Origin of the sequence: Halorubrum depositum, assembly GCF_007671725.1 — an archaeon.
GTDB lineage: Archaea > Halobacteriota > Halobacteria > Halobacteriales > Haloferacaceae > Halorubrum > Halorubrum depositum.
The window spans coordinates 929,051-953,580 of record NZ_VCNM01000001.1 but is presented as its reverse complement, the minus strand read 5'-3'; the positions used below and the strand labels follow the sequence as shown (position 1 = coordinate 953,580).

The window sequence follows — 24,530 nt, the reverse complement described above, 5'->3', positions numbered from 1 at the left end:
AGATCGGATACCGTTCTGTCAGGAGTCGACTCTCGTCGCTGAGAACTAACGGCTCGATGAGGTGTCGTCGGTCGTCTCGGCGTCCGTGGTCCCCTGGCCGTCCGTCGCCGCCTCGACCACCGCCTCGGCGAGGGCCGCGAAGTCGGCGTCGTCCGGGACGACGTCGACGTCGATCCCGTGCTCCGCTGCCGTCTCCGCCGTCGGCGGGCCGATCGCGCCCACGACCGCGTCGGCGAGGCCCGCGATCGCCCCGCCGCGGACGCCCCGCTCTTCGGCGGCGTCGAGGAAGTGCGTCACCGTGAGCGACGAGGTGAACGCGGCGGCGTCGAGGTCGCCCGCGGCGGCGAGCGCGGCGGACTCGCCCGCCGCCTCCGGCCGGGTCAGATGGTACAGCACCGTCTCGTTCACCGTCGCGCCGGCCGCGCGGAGGCCCTCCAAGAGCACGTCGCTGCCGTGGTCCGAGCGCGCCACCTCGACGCGTTCGCCGTCGACGCGGTCGGCGAGCGCCTCGACGAGCCCCGCCGAGGTGTACTCGTCCGGGACCACGTCGACGGCCCAGCCGGCCTCGCGCGCCGCGGCGGCTGTCGCGGGGCCGATGGCGGCGAGCGTCGCGTCGCCCGGCGCCCAGCCCGCCTCGGCCGCGAGCTCGACGCCGGTCTTGCTCGTGAGTACGACCCAGGGGGCCGCGGCGGGAACCGCGCCGGTCGGCTCGACCGCGAGCATCGGGTCGGCGACCGGATCGGCGCCGAGCGACTCCAACAGCGCCGCGGCGTCGTCGATCCGCTCGTCGGCCGGGCGGAAGACGGCGACGCGGGGGGCGTCGTCGCTCACGCGTCGCTCCCCCGCTCGCGGTCGTTCCGGAGGAACTCGACGACGCGCTCCCGGGTCGCGGCCACGTCGCCGATGACGGTGACCGCGGGCGGCTCGATCCCCGCCTCGTCGCGGACGTCGACGATGGTGTCGAGGGTGCCGGTCGCGACGCGCATGTCGGGCCACGTCGCGCGCTCGACCAGCGCGACCGGGGTGTCGCCGGCGAGCCCGGCGTCGCGGAGCTCGGCGGCGTACGCGGGCAGCTTGCCGACGCCCATCAGCACGACGATCGTCCCGCCGGTCGCGGCGAGCGCGTCCCAGTCGACCGCCGACTCCGCCTTCGTCGGGTCCTCGTGGCCCGTGACGAAGGAGACGGAGGAGGCGTGGTCGCGGTGCGTCACCGGGATCCCGGCGACCGCGGGGCCCGCGATCGCCGAGGTGACGCCGGGGACGACCTCGAAAGGGACTCCTGCGTCGGCGAGGTGTTCGGCCTCCTCGCCGCCCCGGCCGAAGACGAACGGGTCGCCGCCCTTGAGCCGGACGACCGACTTCCCCTCGCGCGCCAGTTCGACGAGGCGCCGGTTCGTGTACTCCTGCGGGGTCCACTCGCCGCCGGCGCGCTTGCCGACGTCCTCGCGCTTCTCCGCCGGGATCTCTCCGAGGATCTCCGGGCCGGGGAGCTTGTCGTGGAGGACCACGTCGGCCGACTCGATCAGCCGGGCGGCCTTCACGGTCATGAGGTCCGGGTCGCCCGGGCCGGAGCCGACGAGGTGGACGGTGCCGAGGTCGTCGCCGGCCCGCTCCTCGGTCGGCGTCGCCGCCTCCTCACTCATCGTCCGCCTCCTGTCGGGTCCCCTCGTCGACCTCGGCCTCCTCGCGGGCGGCCGCGATCAGGTCGTCGGCGCCCCGGTCCGCCAGGTCCGCCGCGAACGACTCGGCCGCCTTCGCGTGCGACCGGATCGGGAGGTCGCGCGTGTCGGCCACCTCCTCGGTGCCGTCCGTCGAGAGCACGCGGACGCGCGTGTGGACGTGTTCGCCCTGCACGAGCGCCGAGACGCCGATCGGGGCGACGCAGCCCCCGTTGAGCTCGCCGAGGATCGTCCGCTCGACGGTGACCGCCACCCGGGTCCGAGGGTGGTCGACGGCGGAGCGCACGTCCTCGATCACGTCGGGGTCGGTCGCGGTCACCGCGATGGCGCCCTGGCCCGCCGCGGGGACGAACTCCTCGCGCGGGAGCCGGGTCGTCGGAACTTCGCGGTACAGGTCGGAGCGCCGGAGGCCGGCCTCCGCGAGGACGATCGCGTCGTACTCCGTCTCGACCTTCCGCTCCATCGCCGAGCGCTCCAGGTCGGAGAGGGAGTCGAACCACTCCTCGACGGTGCGGTCGAACTCCTCGTCGACCTCGGGATCGTCGCCTTCGGCGTCCACAGAGCCGTTTTCGGATCCCGCCCCGCCCTCCTCGGCGGTCATCGCGCTCGCCTCGCCCGAGGCGATCAGCCGGCGCTCGTGTTCCGCCTGCAGGCCGGGCGCGAGCAGCTTCTCGATCCGGGTGTCGACGTTGCCGCGCAGCGGCTCGACGACGAGGTCCGGCCGCGTGGCCTTGATCTGGGCGGTCCGCCGGAGCGAGCCGGTGCCGACCACCGCGCCGGAGGGGAGGTCCTCGATGCCGAGCCCGTCCGGGTGAACGAGCACGTCGCCGGAGGGGGCGCGCTCGGGGACGCCGGCGATCACCACGTCGTCCATCCCCTCGGTCGGCACGTCCTTCAGCGAGTGGACGGCGAGGTCGGCGTCGCCGGCGAGCACCTCCTCGTCGAGCGAGCGGACGAAGGCGCCGGTCTTCCCGAGCCGGTGGATCAGCTCGTCGGGGATCTGGTCGCCGCGGGTCTCGACGCGGCGGATCTCCACGTCGCGTCGGCGGCTCGACAGGGCGTCGCGGACGGTCCCGGCCTGCCGGAGGGCCAGGTCCGACCCGCGCGTGGCGAGCCTGAGGGTCTCGGTCATACCCGACCGGAGGGTCCCCGCGTTCAAAAGGGCATTAGTTCGGCCGTCGCGCCGGAACGCGGAGAAGGAGGTACCTCGACGCGACCGTTTATAAATAAAGCCGGCGTGCGCCGGTGAGCGGCCCGCAGGGCCGCGAACCGCACGCGCGAGGGAGTCGCTCGCCCGCGGCGAGCGACGAGGCTGGGGAGGCGTGAGGCTGCGGTTCCGTGCGGCCGGGTGGAACTCAAAGGAGCACAACGAGGCCCCCGAGCCGTCGCGGCTGGGGCTTTGGAGGTGTTGACGATGACGTAATCGCTCACGTATCGCCGAGTGGCTGGGGCTTTGGAGGTGTTGACCGCACCGTCAGCAGCGACAGTATATAAGCAGGTAGACGGGATCGTTGAACGATTCACCGGGAACGTAACGAGAAACGGGTACTCATTTCGCTCCGAGCTATCAGCAACACCTACCGAACCGAAGACGTGTTAGTCCTCGGGGCCCAACTCGGCATAATGGGAGTTCAGGAGCAGTACCCGTTCGACGTGGAGGCGCTCCGGGCCGACTTCCCCGTCCTCGACCGGAAGGTCGGCGGGGACCCGGAGTCGCCGGGGGAGGGACCGGGCGACGACACGCCGCTCGTCTACCTCGACAACGCGGCGACGTCGCACACGCCCGACCCGGTCGTCGACGCGATTTCCGACTACTACCGGAGCTACAACTCCAACGTCCACCGCGGGATCCACCAGCTGAGCCAGGAGGCGTCGGTCGCCTACGAGGAGGCCCACGACACGGTCGCCGACTTCGTCGGCGCCGCGGGCCGCGAGGAGATCGTCTTCACGAAGAACACGACCGAGGCGATGAACCTCGTCGCGTACGCGTGGGGCCTCGAGGAGCTCGGCCCCGGCGACAACGTCGTCCTCACCGAGATGGAGCACCACGCCTCGCTCGTCACCTGGCAGCAGATCGGCAAGCGGACCGGCGCCGACGTGCGGTTCATCGACGTGACCGACGAGGGCCGGCTCGACATGGACGACGCCCGGGAGCTCGTCGACGACGACACGGAGATGGTGTCGGCCGTCCACGTCTCGAACACGCTCGGCACGATCAACCCGATCGCCGACCTCGCGGACCTCGCGCACGATAACGACGCGTACGTCTTCGCCGACGGCGCGCAGTCGGTGCCGAACCGCGCGGTCGACGTGAAAGAGCTCGGCGTCGACTTCTTCGCCTTCTCCGCGCACAAGATGTGCGGCCCGACCGGGATCGGCGCGCTGTACGGCCGCGAGGAGCTCCTCGATTCCATGCAGCCGTACCTCTACGGCGGCGACATGATCCGGCGGGTCTCCTTCGAGGACTCCACGTGGGAGGACCTGCCGTGGAAGTTCGAGGCCGGGACGCCCTCGATCGCGCAGGGGATCGGCTTCGCGGCCGCGATCGAGTACTTAGAGGAGATCGGCATGGACCGGGTCGAGGCCCACGAGGACCTGCTCGCGGAGTACGCCTACGACGAGCTGACCGACCTCGGCGGCGTGGAGATCTACGGCCCGGCGGGCGACGACCGCGGCGGGCTCGTCGCGTTCAACGTCGAGGGCGTCCACGCGCACGACCTCTCCAGCATCCTCAACGACTACGGGATCGCGATCCGCGCCGGCGACCACTGCACGCAGCCGCTCCACGACGAGATGGGCGTCGCCGCCACGGCGCGCGCCTCCTTCTACCTTTACAACACCGTGGAGGAGATCGACGCCCTCGTCGAGGCCGTCGGCGAGGCGCGCGACCTGTTCGCCTGACGCCGGCCTCGCGCGCCGGAGATCGAAGTCCGCGCCGCGTGTTCCCCGCTCCACGTCTCCAGAGCCATCGCGCCGAAACCGTCTGTCCGGAGCGCGTTCGACCGTCCGCCACCCCGTCGCCGGAATGATCGCGGGAGCGGTCGGTGACCGGTTATAAACGAACGCGACACGCGACGATAAAACGGGATTAATCCGGGACAATCCGGACTGAGCGTCTTCCGGTTATACGTGTACGGGGCGCGTTCGCCGAGTCACCATGGCGGACCGAACGCGGGCGACGGGAGACGACCGCTCTCGGGACGCCCTCGCCGACGGCTTCCGACGTCGGGGGTTCGCGGCGCTCGCCGAGGGCCCGGCCGCGACGAGGTCCGTCACGAACGGCCGACCACGTCTCGTCGATATGTCCTACTCATGACAGATTCCACACGATCTCCGACGGCGTCCGACGCCCGGACAGACACGCACACCACCAACGGCGGCGACCCGTCCGAAGGCGGGGGCCCCGTCGTCCTGCTTCACGTCGAACCGGACGCGCACTCCGCGGAGCTGCTGGCGGCGTTCGCGGAGCGGTTCGCCGACGGGTTCGCGGTCCGGTCGGTCGAGGGGATGGGGGCGGCGCTGGAAGCGCTCGACGCGGCCGACTGCGTCGTGACCGAGCAGCGGCTCCCGGACGGCTCCGGCGTCGAACTGGTCGAGCGGCTCCGGGAGCGGGACGGCGGCGTGCCGGTCGCGTTTCACACCACCTGCCGCGAGAGCGAGACGGAAGCGCGGGCGCTCGGGGCCGGCGCGGACGCCTACTTCTCGAAGCGGTCGGAACGCGGCCAGTACGACCGCCTCCTCGAGCGACTCCGCGGACTCGTCGGCGGCGACGCCCGGAGCCCCCGCACGGCGACGACGGTCTCACCGGACGGACCAGGGGCGGCCGCAGGAGCGCCTCCCTCGGAGGAGTAGCCGGTCGTTCGTCGCGACCGACGGAACCCTTTTGACCCGCACCGGCCTACCACAGACCGATATGGGACTGGGCTCGGACATGTATCGGCAGCAGATCCTCGACCACTACAAGAACCCGCGAAACTACGGGGAGCTCGAGGAGCCGGACTTCACGCACGTCGGCGAGAACCCCTCCTGCGGCGACACGATCCGGATGGACGTCGACCTCGACGAGGCGGGCGAGACGATCGAGGCGGTGCGCTTCACCGGCGACGGCTGCGCCATCTCAATGGCCTCCGCGAGCATGCTCTCGGAGCGGCTCCACGGGATGGCGGTCGAGGAGCTCCACGAGATGGACACCGACGACGTCACCGAGATGCTCGGCGTCGACATCTCCCCGATGCGGGTGAAGTGCGCGGTGCTCGGCCGGCAGGTCGCGCAGGACGGCTCGAAGATCCACCGCGGCGAGCTCGACCCCGACGACCGCACGATCACCGAGGAGTAGCCGTCGCGCCGCGACGGGACCGCAACGCCGCGGCGGCGGTCGTCGCCCGGCCGCGGCCGTCCCGAGCCCACCGGACTTTTGCTCGTCAACCACGTTCGTCCGCGTATGAGCGACGGGTTCGACAAGGAGGCCGAACGGGAGAAGCTCCGCGAGAAGCTCGCGGACGACGAGGAGAAGCGCGAGCACACCCAGCGGATGTCGGAGCTCCTCCTGCAGGGAGCGACGATGACGAACCGCCACTGCGACGACTGCGGCGACCCGATCTTCCGAAAGGACGGACAGGAGTTCTGTCCGACCTGCCACACGGTCGACGCCGCGGACGTCGAGGGAGACGACTCGGCCGCGGGCAACTCGGCCGCAAACAACTCGACCGAGAGCGCGTCCGGGGACGCCCGCGCGAACGCGGTCGACCGATCGCCGACACCGCCGACGGACGGAGCGCAGTCCCCGGCGACCGGCGCGAACGGGGCGGCCGAGCCGCGGCGGCCCGACCGGGAGTCGGCCGGGACGCCCCCGGAGCCGTCGACCGAGGCGTCCGCTCCGACCGCCGGCGCGTCCGAGGGGGCTTCCGCGGCGACGACGGCCGCCGGGTCCGGGAGCGTCGCCGACGCGCGCGAGTCGCTGACGCGGACGCTCTACCGGTTCGCCGCTGCGGCCGAGGAGACGGACGACCCCCGACGGGCGCGCGATCACCTGCAGGCGGCCCGCGAGGCGGCCGAGGCGCTCGCGGCGCTCGACCGGTAGCGGACGACGCGAGAGAACGGCGCGGTCCGACCGAACGGACGAGAGAAAACGGGCGAAAAAGCGGACGAGAAAAGCCGCCGAGAGATCCGCAAGACCGCAGATAACCGATTATCTCGGGCTCGGAGTCAGGCGCCCGTCGCCCGCCCGGCCGGCTCCATCTCCTCCCAGCTCGGGCGCCGGTCGCTCAACAGGGACCGGACGATCCGGACGACGGCGTCGGTCCCGCCGCAGCAGTCGACCTCGCCGCGCTCGACGCTCCGGACGAACCGGTCCAGGTCCTCCAGCGTTACCGCTCCGGACGCGACGGCGCCGGTGATCGTCTCCGTTTCGCTCTCCATCGTCCGCACCAGATCGGTCGGTACGGTCGAACCGTGTTGGTCGACGCGCGATGCGACAACGGACTTCTTTGCGGCCATGTCGATTATTACTACAGGACGAGTTAATATATTACTACCGGTAGCTACCGTATTTCTGTCATGTCGAATATCTAGGTTATCAGTCGTCGCACCGCTCACCGGATTTCGGTCGCATCGCTCCTCGGACTCCTTACGCATCGCTTCCCGGGCTCCTGATGCGTCGCTCATCGTGCTTCCGGCGTGGCGCCCCCGTCGCCGACTACCGCCCGCTCTCGACGGCCACCAGCATGTCGGCCGCGAGCTGCTCGGCGCGGTCCGCGTCGGCGGACTCGGCGTAGACGCGGATCTTCGGCTCCGTCCCGGAGGGGCGCACGAGCACCCACGCGTCGCCGTAGTCGAGGCGGTAGCCGTCCGTGGTGTTCGGCTTCGCGTCGGCGGTCTCGACGTACGCCCGCGCCGCGGAGAGCATCTCGTCGCGCTCGTCGGCGTCGGCGTACTCCACGTTCCGGCGCACGAAGCGGTAGTCGGCGTAGGGGGCGACGACCTCGCTGGCGGGGTCGCCCGCGTCCGCGAGCAGTTCGAGGAAGCGGGCGCCGATGTACGCGCCGTCCCGCGAGAGCCGGTACGGCGGAAAGAACAGCCCGCCGTTCCCCTCCCCGGCGACGGGGACGTACCGCCCCTCCTCGCGGAGCTCGCGCGTCCGAGTGATGATGTTCGTCGCGCCGATGGGCGTCAGCTCCAGGTCGGCGTCGTTCGCGTCGCAGACGTCGACGAGCCGCTGGGAGACGTTGACGGCGCTGACGACGGTGTCGCCGGGGTCCAGACAGGCGTCGGCCAGCGCCGCGAAGGAGGTGTCGCCGTCGACGAAGCCGCCGTCCTCGTCGACGAAGACGGCGCGGTCCGCGTCGCCGTCGTGGGCGATCCCCACGTCGGCGTCGGAGGTCGCGACGAGCCGGGAGAGCGCCTCCAGGTTCTCCGGGACCGGCTCCGAGTCGCGGCCGGGGAAGTGGCCGTCCGGCGTCGCGTTCACCGTCAGCACCTCACACCCCAGCTCGCGGTAGATCCGCGGCGACGACACCGACGCCGCCCCGTGGCCGGGATCGACCGCGACCGTCAGGCCGGCGTCGGCGATCGCCTCGCGGTCGACCGCGTCGAGCAGCTGGTCGACGTAGTCGTCGACCGCGCCCTCGACGGCGGTCGTCGCGCCGGCGTCCCGCCAGTCGGCGAGATCGTACTCGTCGTCGAGGACGCGGCGCTCGACCCGTTCGAGCACGTCGACCGAGAGCTCGACGCCATCGTCGCCGACGAGCTTGATCCCGTTGAACTCCGGCGGGTTGTGCGAGGCCGTGACGAGCACCGCCGGGATCCCGGCCGACTCGCAGTAGCTGCCGACCGCGGGCGTCGGCACGACGCCGAGCCGGTCGACGTCGCAGCCGACCGCGGCCAGTCCGCTCGCGGCGGCGTTGGCGAACAGCTCGCCGGTGGTGCGGGTGTCGCGGGCGACGGCGACCCGGTCGGCGTCCCACACCGATCCGGCCGCCTTCGCGATGTCGAGGACGAGCTCCGGCGTGAGGTACCGCAGCGCGACCCCGCGGATGCCGCTGGATCCGAACAGCTCCATGGGCGGTCATGCGCCGGCCGACGGGAAAGCGGTTCCGAACCCCGGACGCGCCGAGCCGGTACGGCCGGTCCGGGGGAGAGTCGGTCGGCGTCGGCCGCCCGAACGCGTGCCCTTGAAACCGGTCCCGCCCCTACGGTTCGTATGGAGCGCACGCGACGCGACCTGTTGGCGCGGACCGCGGGGACGCTGGCCGCCGCGGGGGCGGCCGGCGTCGCCGGCTGCCTCGATTTCGCCGCCGGTGACGGGCCGCAGGGGCCGGCGGGGACCCCGGAGACGCTGACCTGCGAAGACGACGAGTTCGTCCGGCTCGCGCAGCCGTTCGAGGGCGCGGTCGAGGGGACGCTCGTCGAGGCGGGCGAGACGACGGTCGAGCTCTCTGCCGAGGGGAACTCGGAGACGTACGGCCAGTCGCTCCGGTTGGTGCTGCGGAACACGGGGGACGAGCCCGCGACCGCGCTCGGGAAACACGCCTACTCGATCCAACGGGAGACCGCGTCGGGCTGGCTCGACGTCCGCGGTTCGACGACCGGTGAGGCCGTCGAACTCCCCCGCTCCGAGGAGACGTTCGGCTCGACCGGGGCGTACAGCTGGTCGATCGACCTCGACGAGGAGGCGATCGCCTCGGCGGTTCCCGACCTCGATCTGGCCGTCTGCCCGCCGCTCGGTCCCGGAACGTACCGGTTCGTCTACTGGGGGATCGTCGACGCGCCGCCGCTCGGGGCGCAGTTCGAGCTGATCGGGTAGGAGAGCGTCCGCGTCGTCGCGTCGGTTCGGTCGGGCTGCCGTCGTCGCGTCCGTCCGGTCGCCCGGGCGCCGTCGCCTCCGGCTAGAACCCGGTCCAGTCGGAGGGACCGCCGACCCGCCCGCGGACGCGGAACTCGCGGTCGTCGCCCTCGACGCGCGTCTCGACGACGACCTCGAACGGCTCGTGGAGCGTGTGGACCACCTGCTCGTCGTGCGCCGTCGACCCGACGACGCCGACGAACGGCCACCCCTCGCCCGAGGTCTGGGAGGTCATGACGCGGGTGAACCGGTAGATCCGCTCGGGGTCCCAGTACATCAGCAGCTGGGAGAGCGAGTAGACGCCGACCGCGCGGTCGCGGCCGGCCGACGACTCGACGACGTCTGTGAACTTGATCCCGATGTCGGTGAGGTTCCCGGCGCTGCCGACGTACTTGGTCGTCGGCGTGTCCTCGCGCTTGTCGCCCTGCTCGTGGGTGACGCAGTCGATGACGGTCACGTCGGCGCCGTCCCGCCCCGTGATCGTCTCGTAGTCGTCGCGCACCTTCTCCGCGGTGCGGCCGGTCGAGATGACGACCGGCTCGTCGGTCCACTCGGCGAGCAGCCGGTTGAACAGGTCGTACTTCCCGCTCATCGGGGGGCCGCTGACGAGCACGCTGTCGGCGCCGCGGACAGCGTCGGGAAGCACGGTCATGTGTCTGGATTGAGGGGGTATCGCGTAAAACCCTTCCGAGGGATCACTTCCGCAGCATCGAGGGGAAATTAAGTGACGACGGGGGGCCCTCTCGAGGGGGTTCCGTCAGTGTCAGATCCGTTATCGCTCCGGGGAGCGCGGCCCGCACGGGCTGCTCGCGGGGCGTCCCGGCGCCGTCGACGAGCGCGTCCCAGACCTCCTTCGGGTCGTCCGCGTCGTCCGCGGCGACGAGCGCCTTGGTCCGCCCCTCGTCGTACGCCAGCTCGACGAGGCTCCGGTCGTACGCGCTCGGGAACGCCTCCATCACGCGGTCGAGCTCGGCCGGTCGCCTGTTCCCGACGCCCTCGGCGACGCCGAGGGCGAACGCCCGCCGGACCGCCTCCTCGCGGGTGAGCTCGTCCCACTCCGTGCCGAAGGTCCGGTCGTACATCAGTGGGTCACCGTCGCGGCGGCGCCGACGCGGAGCCCGCCGTCCGTGAACTCGACGCCCTGGATGTCGGTGTCCACGTCGGTCCCGCGCATCTTCAGCACCTGGACCCCGCGCTGCATTCCGTCGTCTTCGAGGTAGTTGTGCATGAAGACGACGCCGTGCGCGAGGTAGTGCTCCTCCGAGTAGGCGCTCGGGTCGGTCATCTCGGAGATGAGCAGCGTCGTCGCGTCCGTCCGCTTCAGCGAGGAGAGCAGCTGGATCATCGTGTCCTCGTCGTCGTCGAGGAGGAACCGCAACAGCATGGTGGAGTCGAAGACGACGCGGTCGATGTCGCGGGAGTTGATGAAGCCGGTGAGCCGGTTCGTCACGCCGGAGTGGTCCCGGCGCTCGCCGGGGAGCCCGAAGAACCGGCGGCCGTCCGAGGAGAAGGAGTCGAGGAAGGTGACTCGGTCCGTGTCGAGCGCGCGGTCGAACCCGAACTCGTACCCGCTCATGTCGCGGCGAATCCCCTCCTTGGTCTCGTGCATGCTGATGTACAGCACGTCCTCGCCGTTGCGGGCCCCCTGCGCGGCGAACTGCGAGCAGAACGTCGTTTTCCCGCTGCCGGGAGGGCCGCTGACAACGTATAAGCGATTCTCCGGGAAGCCGCCGTCGACGAGGTCGTCGAACCCGGGAACGCCGCTTGTGGCGCGCATACGAAGCCACTCGTCGGTCGGCGCATAAGGGTTGGCTCCCGTTTCTCAGGGGTGAGAACGGTCGCGGGCGCGTCGCCGCCGCTTTTCGGCCGCCCGCTCAGGCCCTCGCTACGGCTCGGACTCCTCGGAGACGACGTCGGCGGCGTCGATATCGGTGATCTCCTCCACGTCCGGCGAGACCCACACGACGAAGCGGTCGTCCGACTTGACGATCCCGCGGATCCCCTCGTCGTCCACGGTCGTCCCCCGGTCGACGTCGCCGGGAGCGACGTCGCGGACCTGGAACACCTCGTCGACCATCCAGCCGACGGTGCCGCCCTCGTCGATCTCGTCGTCGTCGAACACGACGATGCGCTCGCGGGGGCCCTCTGCCTCGATGTCGAACAGCGTCTTCGGGTCGACGATCGTCGTCGTCCGCCCGCGGAGGTCCATCACGCCCTCGACGTGGTCCGGCGAGTTGGGGATGCGCGTCAGCTCGCCGGCGTCGACGATCTCGTCGATGACGCCGATGTCCAGACAGTACGTCCCGTCGCCCAGCCCGAACTCCAACACCTTCGTGGGTTCGGCCTCCGTCTCGGTGGCTGCCATGGGCGGACCTGCGGCGAAGCGACCAATAACCGTGTCCCCTGAATTATCAGGGGTGATTACTGGGTCCGTGGGTTTATGCCGATTCTGGCTCCGCTTCCGCACATGAGTAGGACGACGGATCGGCGGGGCGGTCGCGACGACTCCTTGCGGGTGGTTGTCGTCGACGACTCGCCGTTCATGCGGGGGCTGATCGCCGATCTCCTGACGGATGCCGGGGTGGCGGTGGTCGGCGAGGCCGGCGACGGCGCGGAGGCGCTGTCGGTGGTCGCCGAGACGCGTCCGGACGTGGTGACGATGGACGTCGAGATGCCGGGGATGGGCGGATTGGAGGCCGTCGAGCGGCTGATGGACGAGACGCCGACGCCCGTCCTGATGCTGTCCGCGCACACCGCGGCGGGCGCGGAGGTCACCTTCGAGGCGCTCGAACGCGGCGCGGTCGACTTCTTTTCGAAGCCGGGCGGCGAGGTGTCCACCGGCGTCTCCCGCGAGTCGGACCGGCTCGTCGAGGCGGTCAGGTCGGTCGCGGACGCCGACCTCGACGCGGCGACGCGCGACCGGCGCGAGCGCGACCTCGCCGGCGGCGGACCGGGCGGCTCGGCGACCGGTTCGACGGGCCCGACCGGCGCGAGCACGGGCATCTCGCCGACCGCGACGGCTGTCGACCTCGACGCGCCGCTGACGGTCGTGATCGGCGCGTCGACCGGCGGGCCGAACGCGGTCGAGCGCGTGCTGTCGGCGCTGCCGATGGCGGACTGCCGGGTCGTCGTCGTCCAGCACATGCCGGAGGCGTTCACCTCGCGGTTCGCCGACCGGCTCGACGAGGCCTCCGCGTACGACGTGCGCGAGGCGAGCGACGGGGCCCGGATCGGGGCCGGCGAGGCGGTCGTCGCCCGCGGCGGGAGCCACACGCGGATCGACGGCTACCGCGCCGGGCGGCTCCGCGTCAAGCTCGACGAGGACGACTCGCAGTCGGTGACGCCGGCCGCCGACGTGACGATGCGCTCGGCGGCCGCGGTCGTCGACGACCCGCTCGTCGGCGTCGTGCTGACCGGGATGGGGTCGGACGCCGCGGAGGGGATCCGCGCGATGGCCGACGCCGGCGCCCGCACGATCGCCCAGAGCGAGGACACCTGCGTCATCTACGGGATGCCCAAGCGCGCGGTGCAGACGGGGGGTGTCGACGAGATCCACGACCTCGACGACGTCGCCGGCGCGATCGTGGGAGGTGCGGCCTGATGGACTCCCACCGCGCCGCGTTCGTCGCCGAGGCGGAGGACGGGATCACCGACCTCAACAACGCCCTGCTCGCGCTGGAGGCCGACCCCGAGGACGCCGAGGCGATGGACGACGTGTTCCGCGTCGCCCACACGCTGAAGGGGAACGCCGCGGCGATGGGGTACGACGGCGTCTCCGACTTCGGACACGCCCTCGAGGACCTCCTGGACGCGGTCCGGCAGGGCGAGCGCGAGGTGACGCCCGAGCTGATGGACCTCCTCTTCGAGGGGGTCGACGCCGTCGAGGCGATGGTCGCGGAGATCGCCGATTCGGGCGAGGTGTCGACGGATCCCTCCGACCTGGAGCGCCGCCTCCGCGAGATGGAGGAGCGTGGAACCGTCGGCGGCGATTCGGCCGACGACGGCGACTCGGCGGGCGACGCCGATCGCAGTGCGGAAGGCGACGCGACGAGAGACGACGCCGCTGCCGACGGCGACACCGCCGACGGCGACGACGCCTCCGAGGTCTCCGTCCCGAAGCTCCCCGCGGCCGCCGCGGCGCTCGACGCCCCGGTCGTGTACGCCGACGTGACGGTCGGCGAGACGGCGATGGCCGGGGTCGACGCCGCGCTCGTTCTGCAGGCGCTCGACGGGCAGTTCGACGGCCACGTCACCGTACCGGACCCGGACGCGCTGGAGGACGGCGAGTACGACGAGGGGTTCGACGCGTTCGTCTCCGGCGCCGATCCCGACGTGGTCGCCGAGGGGCTCGACGCGCTCACGCAGGTCGAGTCGGTCGCGACGGCGCTCGTCGACGGGGCGGCCGATGCCGCCGACGGCGACGGCGACGAGTGGGAGCCGGCCGAACCGGAGGCGCCCTCCGCGGACGAGGTGCCGGAAGCGGGCTCCGCGGACGGCACCGATCCGGGGGACGTCGGTGCCGACGAGCGCCCGGACTCCGCGTCCGGAAAGGCCGACCGCGACGAGATCAAGTCGATCCGCGTCGACGTCGACCAGGTCGACGAGCTGTACGGGCTCGTCGAGCAGCTGGTGACGAGCCGGATCAAGCTCCGGCGCGAGCTGGAGGCGGCGGACGCCGAGTCGGACACGTTAGACGAGCTCGACAAGCTCGCCTCCAGCCTGCAGGACACCGCGATGGACATGCGGCTCATCCCGTTCTCGCAGGTGTCGGACTCGTTCCCGCGGCTCGTCCGAGACGTCTCGCGGGACCTCGACAAGCGGATCGACTTCGAGATCGAGGGCGACGACGTCGAGCTCGACCGGACGATCCTCACGGAGATGCGCGACCCGCTCGTCCACGTCCTGCGGAACGCGGTCGACCACGGGATCGAGCCCCCGGAGGAGCGCGAGGCCGCCGGGAAGGACCCGACCGGGCACGTGCGGCTCACGGCCGAGCGGGAGCGCGACCACGTGATCATCGAGGTCGCCGACGACGGCGGCGGGCTCGACCCGGACCAGCTCCGCGAGAAGGCGGTCGACGAGGGCGTCAAGAGCCGCGAGGCGGTCGAGGCGATGGCGGACGACGAGGTCTACGACCTCGTCTTCCACCCCGGCTTCTCCACCGCGGAGGAGGTCACGGACGTCTCCGGGCGCGGCGTCGGGATGGACGTCGTCCGGACCACCGCCCGCGACCTCGACGGCTCCGTCGCGGTCGAGAGCGACCCCGGCGAGGGGACTACGGTCCGCTTCCGACTCCCGGTCACCGTCGCCATCGTGAAGGTGATGTTCGTCGACGTCGGCGGCACGGAGTACGGCATCCCGATCAAGTCGATCGCGGAGGTCGCCCGTGCGGACGACGTGGAGGAGGTCCACGGTGACGAGATCGTCCGCCACGAGGACGACCTCTACCCCGTGATCCGGCTGAACGAGCGCCTCGCGGAGAGCGGCGCCGCGGCCGCCGGGTCGGGGGTGGGCGGCGGTCCCGGCGGTGGCGGTCCCGGCGGCGACGACCTCGCGGACGGCGACGCTACGGGCGGCGATCCCGGGACTGCGACGACCGACGGCGGCGTCGCCGACGAGGGGATGCTCGTGCGGATCCGCGAGGAGACGCGCCAGGTCGCGCTCCACTGCGACGGCGTGCTCGATCAGGAGGAAGTGGTGGTGAAACCGCTCGACGGCCCGCTGTCGGGGACGCCGGGGCTCAGCGGTACGGCGGTCCTCGGCGACGGCGACGTCGTGGCCGTCCTCGACGTGGTGAGCCTATGACCGGCGAGACCGCCTTCGAGGGCGTCCTCCGCCAGATCGACGACACCGTCCCGTTCGAGCCCGGCTACTACAACGAGTCGTACCTCGACCGGCGGATCACGGCGCGGATGCGTCGCCGCGACACGGAGTCGCACGCGGAGTACGAGCGCCTGCTCCGCGAGGACGACGACGAGCGGGAGGCGCTGATGGACGCGCTCACGATCAACGTGACGGAGTTCTTCCGCAACCCCGATATGTGGGACGTGCTCCGCGGCGTGCTCCGCGAGCGGACGAGCGAGCAGCGGCGGGTCCGCGTCTGGTCGGCCCCCTCGGCGGACGGCCGGGAGCCGTACTCGGTCGCGATGCTGGCCTGCGACGACTCCGAGATCGACGAATCGCGGATCGAGGTGCTCGGCTCCGACATCAGCGAGGAGGCGCTCGACAACGCCCGCGAGGGCATCTATCACACGACCCGGACGACGGACATCGCGGAGGAGCTGGCACCGCTCTCGGACCCCGACAGCTACGTCGAGCGCGACGGCGACACCTTCCGGGTCCGACCGGCGGTCAGGCGGCTCGTCGACTTCGAGACGCACGACCTGATCCGCGACGGCGCGCGCGACCCCTTCGACGTCGTGTTGTGCCGTAACCTGCTGATCTATATCGACGTCGACCACAAGGGGGCGCTGTTCGACACGCTGGAGGCGTCGCTCGCCGACGACGGCGTGCTCGTGCTCGGAATGACCGAGAGCGTCCCGCCGGACCGGTCCGACAGGTACGAGCCGGTCGACAAGCGCCGACGGGTGTTCGGGAGGGTCTGATGTCGCTGTACCAGTACGCTCGAGACGGGAACGCGGAGCGGCTCAGGGACGCGCTGAGCAGCGACAGCGCCGCGGTCCGGCGGCGGGCGGCCGAGTTCCTCGGCGAGGTCGGCGACGTCGACGACCAGGCATCGGTCGACGGGCTCCTCCGCGCGGCGACGAGCGACGAGGACGCGGAGGTCCGCGGGGCCGCCGTCGACGCGCTCGACGAGCTCGGACAGGCGGCGCTCGAACAGCTGCTCGAAGAGCTCACCGGCATCGGCGGCTCCGAGGCGGAGTGGGTCACCGCCCGCAAGTTCGCGCGCGCGCTCAAGGCCGACCGCCCGGAGCTCCGGATGGCGGCCGCGAACGCGCTCGGCGGACTCGACGACGCGAGCGGGCTCCGACACCTCGTCGAGGCCCTCGACGACGAGGACTCGCGGGTCAGGCTGCGCGCCTGTCAGGCCTGCGGGACGTTCGCGGACCCGCGGTCGGTCCCGGCGCTGACCAAGCGCCTGGACGACGGCGATCCGCGGGTCAGGCGGGCCGCGGCGAACGCGCTCGGAAACGTCGGGACGGACCGGGCGCTCTCGCCGCTGCTCGACCTCCTCGACGACGGCGACGAGTCGCTCCGACGGATCGCGGCCGGCGCGCTCGGGAAGGCGAACAACCCCGAGCCAGTGGAGCCGCTGGCGCGGGCGCTCGGCGACGAGAGCGCGGTCGTCCGCAACGCCGCGGTGTACTCGGTCATCGAGCTGCTGTCGAACGTGCCGACCCAGCAGAGCCACGCGGTGCGGGACCGCGTCGTCTCCGAGCTGAAGTCGGCGGACGACGCCACGGTCGTCGAGCCGCTCGTCGAGATCCTCACGGACGGCCAGCAGGACCGCCAGCGGCGGAACGCGGCGTGGATCCTCGGCCGCGTCGCGGAGCCGGAGTCGGCGGACGCGGTCGAGGCGCTCGCGGGCGCGCTCGCCGACGAGGACCCGCAGACCGCTCAGTTCGCGGCCACGAGCCTCAAGAGCCTCGGCGGGCCGATCGTCGAGGACCGGCTGCTCGACAGACTCGGCACCGAGCACCCGGAGGACGCCCGAGCAAAGGCGGTGTTCGTGCTCGGGCAGGTCGGCGGGCAGGAGACGCTGAACCGGCTCGAAGAGCTAACCGACGACGAGAGCTCCGCGGTCCGGCAGCGGGTGTTCTCCGCGGTGTCCAAGCTCCGGGCGGGGGGTCCATAAATGTCCGACGGCGGCGGCGAGTACAAGGTGACGGACACCCAGGGGCGCTTCGCGGTCGCCGTCCGCGAGGGACGGAAGGTGAGCGACGTCTCGTGGACGCCGGGGCGAGTGCTCCTCTCGAACCGGCGGCTGATCTTGGCCGGCAACGACGGGAAGCGAACGATCCCCCTCTCGGAGCTCCGGGGGCTGGGCGGGCGCCACGACGCCAACCAGTCGGTCGCGCGCGTCTCCAACTACGTGAGCTTCGACCTCGGCGACCAGGTGCTGTTGGTCGCCGCGTCGGACCACGAGTCGTTCGAGCGCGACGTCTACCGGGCCCTGCTCGACCAGCGAACGGTGACCGCCAAACACCCCGCGATCGAGGGCGGCGTCGTCCAGGAGACCGAGTGGGAGCAGGCCCGCGTGAAGATCGACGAGAACGGGCTCAACGCCGCCTTGGAAAGCGGCGCGTTCGTGGAGTTCGACCTCGACGACATCAGCGGCCTCGACGCCGCCAAACGCACGGTCAACGGCGAGAAGAAGCCCGTCATCGAGGTGTCCCACACCGACGACGAGGGCACCAGCATCGAGACGCACGTCGCCGGCGATCCCAACCGGATGCGGTTCGTCGAGGCGTGGCTCCGGAAGGGCGAGGAGCGCAGTTCGACGAACGTCGACCTCTCCAGCCGCGACCGGGAGGTGTTGATGGCGCTGTACTCCGGCGTCTCGCCGTTCGAGATCCCCTCGTTCCTCGGGATGGACGTCGACGCGGTCGAGGAGACGTTCGAACGGCTCGTCGACCTCGACGTGGTCGAGGAGGTGCGGGTGCGCCGCGAGGTGGCGCTCAACTCCCGCGGCCGGAACATCGCCAGCGAGGCGATGAACGAGCAGTAGGCGGGCCGTCGCGGTCGCCCGCGGCTGCGGAGCGTGGCGAACAGCCGGCGCGATCGCAATCCCGCGGCGGTGCGCCGGGCTCCCGCCTCGGCCGCCGCGGACGGTCGGTCAGTTCACGGGCCCGATGGCCGCGGTATCGGTTATAAAACGACGGAGCGCCCGCGCCGAACCACGCTTAAGTCGCCGCCGGGTCGAGTGAGGGCATGAGCTACGAGGCGGTGTGTTTCGACCTCGACGACACCCTCTACCCGTACCCCCCCTGCAACGAGGCCGGCAAGCGGGCGGCGCTCGCGGCGTTCCGCGAGCGCGGGTACGACATGGACCGCGGGACGTTCGACGAGCTGTACGCGACCGCGCGGCGGGCGGCGAAGCGCGAGACCGCCGGCACCGCCGCCTCCCACGACCGGCACATCTACTTCAAGCGCGCGCTCCGGCGCCACGCGGGCGAGCGAGACGCCGCGACCGCGCTCGCGCTCGGCGACGCCTACTGGGAGGGGTACGCGACCGAGATGGAGCTGTGCGACGGCGTCGAGTCGGTCTTCGACGCGCTCGCGGCGGCGGGGGTCGACGTCGCCGTCGTGACCAACCTCACCACTCGGGTCCAGCTGCAGAAGCTCGCGCGGCTCGGGATCGACGACCGGATCGACCGGCTCGTCACCTCCGAGGAGGTGGGCCGCGAGAAGCCGAGCGCGCTCCCCTTCACGACCGCGCTCGCGGGGTTCGACTGCCGGCCGAGCGAGGCGCTGATGGTCGGCGACAACGTCGAGGCCGACGTCGTCGGCGCGAACGCGGTCGGGATGGACACGGCGCTGTTCGTCGCCGGCGGCGACGCGCCGAGCGACGACGAACTCCGGGGACCGCGGCGTCCGGACCACCGCCTCGACGTCTTCGCCGACCTGACGGAGGTGGCGCTGTGAGTTGGGACGCGACCGATCCCGACCCGGATCTGCTCCGCGACGCCCGGGAGTCGGTCGTCGAGTACGCGCCGGCGCTCGCCGAGCTGACGCCCGGCCGGACCGGGAACCTCAGCGTCCGCGACGGCGACGCGGTCGCGGTGACACCGACGGGCGTTCCGTACGACTCCTTCGACGCCGACGACGTGCCGGTGGTCTCGCTCGACGGGGAGCGGCTGGCGGGCCGGATGGCGCCGTCGAGCGAGGTGCCGATGCACACGGGAATCTACAAACACGACCGCCCGGGCGCGATCGTCCACACCCACTCGCCGTGGGCGACGACGATGGCGACGCTCGGCCGGAAGCTGCCGCCGGTCCACTACATGATCGTCTCGGTGGGCCGGGAGGTGCCGCTCGCCGACTACGCGCCGTACGGGACCGAGGAGTTGGCCGCGAACGCCGTCGCCGCGATGGCCGAGGCCGGCTCCGACGCGGCGATCCTCGCGAACCACGGCCTCGTGGTGACCGGGCCGGACATCGAGACCGCCGTGGAGAACACGCACCACGTCGAGGACCTCTGCCGGCTCTACCTCCGGGCGTCGGCGGTCGGCGAGCCCACCGTCCTCACCGACGACCAGCTGGCGACCGTCGAGGAGCGGTTCGAGAGCTACGGGCAGCAGCCGGCCGCGGACGGGGAGTAGCCGCGGCCGCCCGCCTCGCCGGTCGCTCCGGTCGCCCGGTTATATAAATATCCGGACGGGCTACCGGATCGGTATGACCGAGCACGAGCCGGCGGCCGCGGTGCGCGAGACCGCCGAGGCGATCGCGACGATGGAGATCCGCGGGGCGGCGACCATCGCCTCGGCCGCGGCGGAGGCGCTCGCCGAGCAGGCGCGCGCGGCCGCGGCGAGCGGGCCGACCGCGAGCGACCCGGCGGCGTTCCGCGCGTCGATGCGTTCCGCGGCCCGGACCCTCCGCGAGACGCGCCCCACGGCCGTCTCGCTGCCGAACGCCCTCCGATACGTCCTCCAGCGGATGGAGGGCGACGACGTCGATCGGCTCCGCCGGAGCGTGGTCGACGCGAGCGAGGCGTTCGTCGACCAGCTCGACCGCGCGCAGGAGGACCTCGGGCGGGTGGGCGCGAACCGCCTCGCCGACGGCGACACGGTGATGACCCACTGCCACTCGACGGACGCGCTCGCGTGCATCGAGGCCGCCGTCGAACAGGGGAAGTCGATCTCGGCGGTCGTCAAGGAGACGCGCCCGCGCCAGCAGGGCCACATCACCGCGGAACAGCTCCGCGACGCCGGCGTCCCGGTGACCCTCATCGTCGACTCCGCGGCCCGGCGCTACCTCGACGAGGTCGACCACGTCGTCGTCGGGGCCGACTCGATCGCGGCCGACGGCGGCGTGATCAACAAGATCGGCACGTCGGGGCTCGCGGTCAACGCCCGCGAGCGCGGTGTCCCGATCATGACCGCGGCCCAGACGATCAAGCTCCACCCGGAGACGCTGACGGGCCACACCGTCGAGATCGAGATGCGCGACGAGGCGGAGGTGATCGACCCCGCGGCCCGCGAGGAGATCGGCGAGATCGACGTCGAGAACCCCGCCTTCGACGTGACGCCGCCGCGGTACATGGACGCGATCGTCACCGAGCAGGGGCAGTTCCCGCCCGAGAGCATCGTGACGCTGATGCGGGAGCTGTTCGGCGAGGGCGCCGCGGAGCCGTGGGCGGAGCCATGAGCGGGGACGGGAGGGACAGAGACCGGGAGACGGACGGGGACGGAGCAACGATCGGGGACGGGACCGAGGACTGGGAGGAGGAGGTCGCGGAGTGGGACGAGGAGGTGTCCGAGTGGGAGTCGGCGGATACCGAATCCGCCGACGCCTCCGAGCCCGTCGACGAGGACCCCGACCTCTCGCCCGAGGAGTCGAGCCGCGCGCCGAAGGTGGTCACCGCGGGCCACATCAACTGGGACGTGACGATCCACGTCGACCGGCTGCCGGAGCCCGACGGCGAGACGCGGATCGAGCGGCTCGAGCAGTCCGGCGGCGGCAGCGCCGCGAACGTCGCGGTCGGCCTCGTCGACCTCGGCGGCCAGTCCGTCGTCTACGGGAGCGTCGGCGGCGACGAGTCGGGCGCGCTCGCGCTCCGCGAGCTCGCGAGCGCCGGTGTCGACCCCGGGCAGGTGCTCGTCGACGCCGACGAGCCCACCTCGGTGAAGTACGTCATCGTCGACGGCGGCGGCGAGCTCCTGATGTTGGCGAACGACGGCGCCAACGAGTCGTTCACCGCGGCCGGCCTCGACCGCGACACCCTCGCGGCGGCCGATCACCTCCACCTCACGGGCCAGCAGCCGGCGACCGCGGCCGCGCTGGCGACCGCCGCGGGCGAGGCGGGCGCGACCCGCAGCTTCGACCCCGGCCGGCGCGTCGGGGACCGGGAGTTCGAGGCCGCGCTCCACGCGGCCGACGTGCTCTTCTTAAACGCCCGCGAGGCCGACGCGCTGGCCGACTCGACCGACATCGACCCGTGGGAGCCGGACGACCGCGTCGTCGCGATCAAGCTCGGGGACGAGGGCGCGACGATTCGGACTCCCCACGGTGACGTCTCTCACCCCGGCTTCGACGTCGACCCGGTCGACACGGCCGGCGCGGGCGACGCCTTCGCGGCCGGGTTCCTCGGCGCGGCCCTCCGCGAGCCCGAGGTCGTCGACGGCGGGTTCTCGCACGACCCGCGCGACTACCAGGTGCCGCTGCTCGTCGGCAACGCCTGCGGCGCCATCGCGGCCGAGACGGTGACCGCCCGCGCGAACCTCTCGTGGGACCGGGTGCGCGAGGCGATGGGCGAGTCGCCCGAGTCGGACCTCCTGATAGAAGTGCGCGTCTAGACGGTCGCGGGCGCTCGCGAGCGCGGCGACGCCGAACTACCCCACGTAGTCGAACGCGACCGCGAGGTCGTCGGCGCCGAAGAAGACGAACCGGTAGCGACCCGGTACCAGATCGGGACAGACGTGGAGGTCGTCGGCGTGGGGGCCACCCTCGACGAGTCCCTCCTCGGTCATCTCGAACTCCCACGCGAGCGTCTCGCCCGGCCGGACCGCGATCGCCTCGTCGGTGTATTCGAAGGTAGCGTCCTCGTCGCCGCCGCGGATCTCGGTCCACCCGGCCTCGGTCAGTATTTCGAGGTTGTACTTCCCCCGATTGCCGACGTGGACCTCGCGTCCCGAGACGTTCGTCAGCTCGATCCGGAAGGCGGTCCCGCGGCCGACCGACAGCGGCTCCGAGGCGGGGTCGTCGTCGCCGGGTATCACGGCTCGGAGCGCGAGCGGCCCCCTGTCACCGGTCCCGGTATCTCCGCCGTCGTCCCCGCCGACGCCACCGCCGCCGCCCCAGTCGACCTCGCCGTCGTACGCCTGCGGGTGGCGCTCGAACCCCTCGCGCTCGCACTCGAACGACGCGGGGAGCGCCTCGGGGTCCCCGTCGGGGCGCACGCCGCCGGGCAGCGCCTCGGGGTCGCGGACCCCGTCCTCGCCCGTCACCTCGCTCGTCTCGCCCCAGCCGTCCGTGACCGACACCCGGATCGACTCGGGACGGGAGTCGGTCGTGACCCGAAGGAAGGCGCCGGAGAAGGTGATCGCCTGCCCGCAGGCGACGGTCTCGTCGCCGGGCCCCTCGACTTTTGCGCTCGCGACGAGCGTCCCGTCCTCGACCGCGACGTCGGCGAACGAGACGGCGTCGTGACAGGTCGTCGGCCCGACCGACTCGACGTACGCGAGCACCGACTCGTCGAAGTCGGTCGCCTCGACGAACGCGACCGTCTCCGCGGGCGCCTCTCGGAGCAGCCACGCCGCGTCGCTCTCCTCGGTGATCAGCGCGCAGAGGCCGCGGCGCTCCTCGCGTCTCCACGCCGGGCCGGAGAGCGGTCCGCCGACCTGATGGACCGCGGTCTCGGGGTCGGGATCGCTGTTGTCGCCGTCGCCACCGTCGCTCCCGCCGCCGGTTCCGGGATCGCCCTCGCTCGTGCAGCCGGCGAGCGCGGCGACGCCCCCGGCACCGAGGCCGCACAGGACCGCCCGCCGCGTGCGTCGGATCATGGCCGCGGCTACGCGGGGCGCGCATAAGGGCTTCCCGTAGGCGCAAACGGCTCCCTGTGTTATCTCGGGCTCTCAATCCCTCCCGGAGCCCGGAACAGGGCGGCGAGGGCGTCGCCCTCGGCGTCTCCCTCGTCGCGGTCGAGGCCGGCAGCGAGCCCGAGCGCGAGCGCGACCCGCGCCTTCGACGCCGGGAGCGGGCCGGCGAACGTCGCCCCGTGCTCCGCCAGCGTGACCGCGCCGCCGGGCGTGCCGTACACCGGCTCGGTCGGGCCCGCCGGGGGCCGTCCGGCGACGACGACGGGCGTTTCCGGGAGGGCGTCGGCCACCGCGTCGCCGATCGCGGCGGTCGCGTTGCCGAGGCCGGTCCCCTCGATCACGAGTCCGCCGACGCCGGCGTCCACGGCGCGCTCGACCGCGCCCGCGCCGACGCCGGTCCCGGAGTGGACCACGGGCACCTCCGGGACCCGCTCCGCGCCCTCGATCGCGTCCGCGAGCGGGTCGACGTCGACCCCGCGCCGCGGCTCGCGGACGAGCCGCGACCCGGCGCGGGTGAACGTCGCGACCGGGCCGGTCCCCGGCGAGGCCATCGTCGAGAGCGCGTTGCTGTGGCCCTTGACGGCGTCGCGGGCGGCGTGGAGCTCGTCGTCGAACGCGACGTGGACCCCCGGCGCGAACCGGTCGTCCGCGGCGGCCCGGACCGCGAGCGTCAGGTTCGCCGGCGCGTCGCTGGAGGCCTCGTCGAGCCGGCGCTGGGCCCCCGTGACGACGACCGGCGCGTCGAGATCGGTGAGCAGATCGAGTGCGAACGCGGTGTCGGCCAGCGTGTCGGTGCCGTGGGTGACGACGACGCCGTCGGCCCCCTCGGCGACCGCGTCGCGCGCCGCGGCGGCGGTCGCGAGCACGTCGCGCCACCGCACGTCGAACCCGGGCTGCGAGCAGACCTCGCGGGCGCTCACGGTCGCGTACCGCTCGACGCCCGGGACCGCCGCGACGAGGTCGTCGCCGGTCTTCGCCGGCGCCGCGCCGCCGTCGTCCGGCTCGGACGCGATGGTACCGCCGCAGGCGACGACGGCGACGCGCGGTTTCGCCCCGCCGTCGGTCGCGGTCCGTTTCCCGTCGCGCGCCCCGCGCTCCGTCGTCGGCTCGGTGTTCGTCATACCCCTCGGTACTCCCGGAGGACCAAAGCGGTTGGTCCCGCGGCAGCCGCGTCCCCGCCGCACCGGCGGGGTGGCCTCGGCGACCGGGTCGACTGCCGATCACGGCCGAAAAAGGATGAGAGCGGGCTATAAACAATTAAAACGTTTCTGAGGGCGTATTAAAACGTCGCTA

General features: G+C 72.2%; 25 protein-coding genes. 14 read left to right on the top strand and 11 right to left on the bottom strand.

Annotation, left to right across the window (positions count from 1 at the left end):
• Positions 1-45: 45 nt before the first annotated feature.
• From FGM06_RS04935 to hemC, 3 genes are read right to left on the bottom strand one after another with little or no spacing between them, the layout of a single operon-like run.
• On the bottom strand, positions 46-831 hold the full coding sequence (locus FGM06_RS04935) for a uroporphyrinogen-III synthase (protein ID WP_144798029.1): 786 nt from the start codon (positions 829-831) through the stop codon (positions 46-48).
• On the bottom strand, positions 828-1,643 hold the full coding sequence (gene cobA, locus FGM06_RS04930) for a uroporphyrinogen-III C-methyltransferase (RefSeq protein ID WP_144798028.1): 816 nt from the start codon (positions 1,641-1,643) through the stop codon (positions 828-830). The genes FGM06_RS04935 and cobA overlap by 4 nt, the downstream gene beginning before the upstream one ends.
• A complete protein-coding gene (gene hemC / locus FGM06_RS04925) occupies positions 1,636-2,811 on the bottom strand; it encodes a hydroxymethylbilane synthase (RefSeq protein ID WP_144798027.1) in 1,176 nt (391 codons plus the stop codon). Before hemC ends, cobA begins: the two co-directional genes overlap by 8 nt.
• Before the next feature lie 491 nt (positions 2,812-3,302).
• Between hemC and FGM06_RS04920 the strand changes: the two genes are divergently transcribed.
• From FGM06_RS04920 to FGM06_RS04905, 4 genes are all read left to right on the top strand, one after another.
• Positions 3,303-4,580, top strand: a complete 1,278-nt coding sequence (locus FGM06_RS04920; RefSeq protein WP_144798026.1) for an aminotransferase class V-fold PLP-dependent enzyme — start codon at positions 3,303-3,305, stop codon at positions 4,578-4,580.
• Positions 4,581-4,991: 411 nt separating this feature from the next.
• A complete protein-coding gene (locus FGM06_RS04915) occupies positions 4,992-5,531 on the top strand; it encodes a response regulator (protein ID WP_144798025.1) in 540 nt (179 codons plus the stop codon).
• 61 nt (positions 5,532-5,592) lie between these two features.
• On the top strand, positions 5,593-6,015 hold the full coding sequence (sufU, locus tag FGM06_RS04910) for a Fe-S cluster assembly sulfur transfer protein SufU (RefSeq protein ID WP_144798024.1): 423 nt from the start codon (positions 5,593-5,595) through the stop codon (positions 6,013-6,015).
• A 105-nt stretch (positions 6,016-6,120) separates the two neighbouring features.
• A complete protein-coding gene (locus FGM06_RS04905) occupies positions 6,121-6,759 on the top strand; it encodes an Sjogren's syndrome/scleroderma autoantigen 1 family protein (RefSeq protein WP_144798023.1) in 639 nt (212 codons plus the stop codon).
• Positions 6,760-6,884: 125 nt separating this feature from the next.
• Here the strand turns inward: FGM06_RS04905 and FGM06_RS04900 are convergent, their stop codons facing one another.
• Both FGM06_RS04900 and glmM read right to left on the bottom strand, forming a co-directional pair.
• A complete protein-coding gene (locus tag FGM06_RS04900; protein ID WP_144798022.1) occupies positions 6,885-7,175 on the bottom strand; it encodes a hypothetical protein in 291 nt (96 codons plus the stop codon).
• 199 nt (positions 7,176-7,374) lie between these two features.
• Entirely contained in the window at positions 7,375-8,736 is a 1,362-nt protein-coding gene (glmM, locus tag FGM06_RS04895) for a phosphoglucosamine mutase (RefSeq protein WP_144798021.1), read from the bottom strand.
• Between the two features lie 141 nt (positions 8,737-8,877).
• On the opposite strand from glmM, the gene FGM06_RS04890 reads away from it, so the two are divergent.
• A complete protein-coding gene (locus tag FGM06_RS04890; protein ID WP_144798020.1) occupies positions 8,878-9,480 on the top strand; it encodes a hypothetical protein in 603 nt (200 codons plus the stop codon).
• Between the two features lie 82 nt (positions 9,481-9,562).
• Here FGM06_RS04890 and FGM06_RS04885 read toward each other — a convergent pair whose 3' ends face one another.
• The 4 genes from FGM06_RS04885 to FGM06_RS04870 all read right to left on the bottom strand — a co-directional run bounded on the left by FGM06_RS04885 (position 9,563) and on the right by FGM06_RS04870 (position 11,884).
• On the bottom strand, positions 9,563-10,171 hold the full coding sequence (locus FGM06_RS04885) for a DUF7504 family protein (protein ID WP_144798019.1): 609 nt from the start codon (positions 10,169-10,171) through the stop codon (positions 9,563-9,565).
• Between the two features lie 43 nt (positions 10,172-10,214).
• The gene (locus FGM06_RS04880) at positions 10,215-10,601 is read right to left on the bottom strand and encodes a hypothetical protein (RefSeq protein ID WP_144798018.1); all 387 of its coding nucleotides are present in this window, start codon (positions 10,599-10,601) and stop codon (positions 10,215-10,217) included.
• Complete coding sequence (locus FGM06_RS04875) at positions 10,601-11,296, bottom strand: RAD55 family ATPase (RefSeq protein WP_144798017.1); 696 nt, start codon at positions 11,294-11,296, stop codon at positions 10,601-10,603. The genes FGM06_RS04880 and FGM06_RS04875 overlap by 1 nt, the downstream gene beginning before the upstream one ends.
• A 108-nt stretch (positions 11,297-11,404) precedes the next feature.
• Entirely contained in the window at positions 11,405-11,884 is a 480-nt protein-coding gene (locus FGM06_RS04870; RefSeq protein ID WP_144798016.1) for a chemotaxis protein CheW, read from the bottom strand.
• Positions 11,885-11,986: 102 nt separating this feature from the next.
• On the opposite strand from FGM06_RS04870, the gene cheB reads away from it, so the two are divergent.
• The 9 genes from cheB to FGM06_RS04825 all read left to right on the top strand — a co-directional run bounded on the left by cheB (position 11,987) and on the right by FGM06_RS04825 (position 21,995).
• A complete protein-coding gene (gene cheB, locus FGM06_RS04865; RefSeq protein WP_186310967.1) occupies positions 11,987-13,120 on the top strand; it encodes a chemotaxis-specific protein-glutamate methyltransferase CheB in 1,134 nt (377 codons plus the stop codon).
• Positions 13,120-15,324 carry a chemotaxis protein CheA gene (locus FGM06_RS04860; RefSeq protein WP_144798014.1) on the top strand — a complete coding sequence of 735 codons (2,205 nt, stop codon included), beginning with the start codon at positions 13,120-13,122 and terminating at the stop codon, positions 15,322-15,324. The genes cheB and FGM06_RS04860 overlap by 1 nt, the downstream gene beginning before the upstream one ends.
• Positions 15,321-16,124, top strand: a complete 804-nt coding sequence (locus FGM06_RS04855) for a CheR family methyltransferase (protein ID WP_144798013.1) — start codon at positions 15,321-15,323, stop codon at positions 16,122-16,124. Before FGM06_RS04860 ends, FGM06_RS04855 begins: the two co-directional genes overlap by 4 nt.
• Positions 16,124-17,335, top strand: a complete 1,212-nt coding sequence (locus tag FGM06_RS04850) for a HEAT repeat domain-containing protein (RefSeq protein WP_144798012.1) — start codon at positions 16,124-16,126, stop codon at positions 17,333-17,335. The genes FGM06_RS04855 and FGM06_RS04850 overlap by 1 nt, the downstream gene beginning before the upstream one ends.
• Positions 17,336-18,208 (top strand): CheF family chemotaxis protein, encoded by an 873-nt coding sequence (locus FGM06_RS04845; protein ID WP_144798011.1) that lies wholly within the window; start codon positions 17,336-17,338, stop codon positions 18,206-18,208.
• Positions 18,209-18,411: 203 nt separating this feature from the next.
• Entirely contained in the window at positions 18,412-19,125 is a 714-nt protein-coding gene (locus FGM06_RS04840; RefSeq protein WP_144798010.1) for an HAD family hydrolase, read from the top strand.
• On the top strand, positions 19,122-19,802 hold the full coding sequence (locus FGM06_RS04835) for a class II aldolase/adducin family protein (protein ID WP_144798009.1): 681 nt from the start codon (positions 19,122-19,124) through the stop codon (positions 19,800-19,802). The genes FGM06_RS04840 and FGM06_RS04835 overlap by 4 nt, the downstream gene beginning before the upstream one ends.
• A 73-nt stretch (positions 19,803-19,875) precedes the next feature.
• Entirely contained in the window at positions 19,876-20,847 is a 972-nt protein-coding gene (locus FGM06_RS04830; RefSeq protein WP_144798008.1) for a ribose 1,5-bisphosphate isomerase, read from the top strand.
• Positions 20,844-21,995 carry a carbohydrate kinase family protein gene (locus FGM06_RS04825; RefSeq protein WP_144798007.1) on the top strand — a complete coding sequence of 384 codons (1,152 nt, stop codon included), beginning with the start codon at positions 20,844-20,846 and terminating at the stop codon, positions 21,993-21,995. The genes FGM06_RS04830 and FGM06_RS04825 overlap by 4 nt, the downstream gene beginning before the upstream one ends.
• Before the next feature lie 36 nt (positions 21,996-22,031).
• On the opposite strand, the gene FGM06_RS04820 is transcribed toward FGM06_RS04825, so the two are convergent.
• Together FGM06_RS04820 and FGM06_RS04815 are read right to left on the bottom strand one after the other, a co-directional pair.
• A complete protein-coding gene (locus FGM06_RS04820) occupies positions 22,032-23,201 on the bottom strand; it encodes a hypothetical protein (RefSeq protein WP_144798006.1) in 1,170 nt (389 codons plus the stop codon).
• A gap of 59 nt (positions 23,202-23,260) precedes the next feature.
• Complete coding sequence (locus tag FGM06_RS04815; protein WP_144798005.1) at positions 23,261-24,358, bottom strand: asparaginase; 1,098 nt, start codon at positions 24,356-24,358, stop codon at positions 23,261-23,263.
• Between the last annotated feature and the right edge of the window lie 172 nt (positions 24,359-24,530).